The sequence below is a fragment of the Mesorhizobium sp. M0060 genome, from assembly GCF_040323155.1.
Lineage (GTDB): Bacteria > Pseudomonadota > Alphaproteobacteria > Rhizobiales > Rhizobiaceae > Mesorhizobium.
The window spans coordinates 1-2,915 of sequence record NZ_JAMYUP010000136.1; the positions used below are offsets into that span (position 1 = coordinate 1).

The window sequence follows — 2,915 nt, forward strand, 5'->3', positions numbered from 1 at the left end:
GGTCCCGCGAGGAGATTACGGATCTGATGGCTGGCGGCGAAACGATGGCCGATCTGGAAGCCAAGGTCGATGGTTACATGGCCGAGCATGAAGGTCATCCGCCGTCCTTCCAGGTGCTGGAGGGCCCAGCCGCTCGTTAGATTTCTTAAAAGGCGCCAACCAGGCGTGGCTCCATGCCGCCGAGTTGGCCGTTGCCCGTAAGTTCGAAAAAGCAAAAGCAGGACAGAAATGACAATCCGCATTGCAGTGATCGGCGCCGGTTTGATGGGCGCGGATCATGCCAAGATAGTTGCCGAGGAACTGCCCGGCGCAACCCTTCAATTGGTCTGCGACATGGATGAGCAGCGCGCTCGTTCTGTTGCCGACGCGTGTGGCGCTATCGACATTGCCACCGACCCCAAGGGCGCCATCACGCGGCAAGACGTGGACGCCGTGATCATTGCGAGTCCCGATTTCACGCATGCGCCGCTTTCGATGGCTTGCATTGCCGCCGGCAAGCGCGTCCTATGCGAAAAACCGCTGTCACAAGCGTCGGCTGACTGCATCGCGGTGATGGAAGCCGAACAGAAAGCGGGGGCGAAATTCGTCCAGCTCGGCTTCATGCGGCGTTACGACCGCTCCTATCAGGAAATGAAGCAAGCGCTCGATAATGGTCATCTCGGCCGGGCGCTGATGATGCACAATTTTCACCGCAATGTTGAAACGCCTGCGGCCGACTTCACCGGCGCGATGGCTATCACCAATTCGGCCCCGCACGAATTCGATGTCGTGCGATATGTGCTCGGCACCGAATATGCTGCCATCTCCGCATTCCAGCCAAGCCGCTCGGACGCGCGTGTGGCACCTGTCGTCATGGTGCTGGAAACGGTGGATGGGCAGCTCGTCAACATCGAGATCAACAACAACGCCGCCTATGGCTATGACGTTCGCGCCGAGCTGATTGGCGAGAACGGCGCCGTGGCAACCAACAACGTTGCCTACACCCGCACGGAGTCAGCGCTTACCCAAAGCACAAACTACGACGCCGACTGGCGCACCCGCTATTACGATGCCTATCGCCGCCAGAACCGCGACTTCCTTCGCTTCGTCATGACTGGTGAGTTCCCCGCGACCGCCTCGGACTGCTGGGACGGCTACTGCGCCGCCGTCGTTGCCGAGGCCGGCGTGGTAGCGCTGAAGGAAGCCCGTCGTACGCCTGTCCAGATGATTGCAAAGCCGGAGTTCTACGCGTGAAGCTGGGTTTCGTTTCAGACAGTCTCGGCAATCTGCCGTTCGACGCGGTGCTTAATCATGCCCAGCGCATGGGGGTATCCGGCATCGAGGTGAACACTTGCGGCTGGTCGACCGCCCCGCATTTCCGGCTTTCGTCCATGCTGGGTAACAGGGAAGCGCAGAAGCGGATTGCTGCAGCCTTCGAGGAACGCGGCCTGGAGATCATAAGCCTCAACGCAAACGGCAATCCGCTGCACCCAACCGATCCGGCCCAAGGCCAAGGGTTGAAAGACACGATCCGCGTCGCCGGCGAGATGGGCATTCGCACCGTCTGCACCATGAGCGGTCTGCCGGCTGGCAGCGCTAGCGACAGCATGCCGAACTGGGTCGTCTCGTCCTGGCCGCCGGAAACGCAGACCATCCTTAAATATCAATGGGAAGAAAAGCTGATCCCGTTCTGGACCGAGATCGTGGCGCTGGCGAAAGAAAACGGCGTCGAGCGCATTGCGCTCGAGCTGCATGGCAATCAGTGCGTGTACAACGTGCCCTCGCTCCTGAAGCTTCGAGCAGCGGTAGGACCTGTCGTGGGCGCCAATCTGGACCCGTCGCACCTGTTCTGGATGGGTGCTGATCCCCTCGCTGCTGCCGAAGCGTTGGGCGCGGCCGTTTATCATGTCCATGCCAAGGACACGATGCTGAACCGGCCAGTCCAGGCAACGACCTCGCTGCTTGAGAATGGCAACCTAATGGACATTCCGGCCCGCTCGTGGAGCTACATCACGCTCGGGTTCGGCCATGGTGAGGAGTGGTGGCGGCAATTCTGTTATCGGCTCAAGATGGCTGGCTACGACGGCTGGCTTTCCATCGAGCACGAGGACGTACTTCTGAACTCGCTGGAGGGGCTCGAAAAGTCCGTCGCGCTCCTCCAGAGCGTGATGCCGTCAGCTCCCGCAGACTTCAAACCGCAAGATATCTGAGGAGAGACTCAATGCCCTGGGTTGACGCTTGTGCCGCTGATGAGATCGAAGCCGAGGAAGCCAAGCGCTTCGAGAATGGCGGCCGTACCTTCGCGATCTTCCGCAACGACGCGGATGAATACTACTGCACAGACGGGCTTTGCACGCACGAGAAGATTCACCTCGCTGACGGCCTCGTCATGGCGAATACGGTGGAATGCCCCAAGCACGCTTCCGTTTTCGACTTCACGACTGGCGAAGTAGAGACGCCCCCGGCCTGCGAGAACCTCAAAACTTACAAGACGAAGGTCGAGAACGGCCGCGTCATGGTCGAGGTTTGAGCCGTCATGAGCCAACCCTTCCAGTTGGCCGCCTGCGCCGAGATGCTTTGGCTTGATCGTCCGATGGCTTGGCGCGTCGCACGTCTGCATGAGATGGGTTTCGGCGTCGGATTGTGGAATTGGCCGGACCATGACCTCGCAGCGCTCGAGAAGTCGGGGGCGACCTTCACGATCATGAACGGCTACCTCGAAGGAAGGCTCGCCGACGACGAGGGCGCCAACATGCTCTTGAAGTCCGCCCTGGAGACCGCAAAAGTCGGAAAGCGCCTCGGGATTGCCAGGCTCAACCTGCACGGCACCGGGCTCGGCGAAGGCGGTATTCCTATTGTGAAGTCCGAAGTCGAGACCGGCCCCATGTGGCTGAAGGCGCGGGACACCTTGAATTGTATCTGCGACATGGCCGAGG

Annotated in this window: 3 protein-coding genes and 1 pseudogene; all 4 read left to right on the top strand. The window is 60.3% G+C overall.

Annotated features, from left to right (window positions below; genetic code table 11):
• Window positions 1–228 precede the first annotated feature (228 nt).
• Window positions 229–1,233: a Gfo/Idh/MocA family oxidoreductase gene (locus NKJ94_RS37115; RefSeq protein WP_352532706.1), complete on the top strand. Its 1,005-nt coding sequence runs from the start codon at window positions 229–231 to the stop codon at window positions 1,231–1,233.
• Window positions 1,230–2,189 (top strand): sugar phosphate isomerase/epimerase family protein, encoded by a 960-nt coding sequence (locus tag NKJ94_RS37120; protein ID WP_352532708.1) that lies wholly within the window; start codon window positions 1,230–1,232, stop codon window positions 2,187–2,189. The genes NKJ94_RS37115 and NKJ94_RS37120 overlap by 4 nt, the downstream gene beginning before the upstream one ends.
• Before the next feature lie 11 nt (window positions 2,190–2,200).
• Window positions 2,201–2,509 (top strand): MocE family 2Fe-2S type ferredoxin, encoded by a 309-nt coding sequence (locus tag NKJ94_RS37125; RefSeq protein WP_352532710.1) that lies wholly within the window; start codon window positions 2,201–2,203, stop codon window positions 2,507–2,509.
• Between the two features lie 6 nt (window positions 2,510–2,515).
• A pseudogene (locus NKJ94_RS37130) lies at window positions 2,516–2,915 on the top strand (hydroxypyruvate isomerase); the annotation flags it as partial.

Coding starts and splice junctions, on each gene's coding strand:
- NKJ94_RS37125 (WP_352532710.1), top strand. CDS start 2,201: ATGCCCTGGGTTGACGCTTGTGCCGCTGATGAGATCGAAGCCGAGGAA.
- NKJ94_RS37115 (WP_352532706.1), top strand. CDS start 229: ATGACAATCCGCATTGCAGTGATCGGCGCCGGTTTGATGGGCGCGGAT.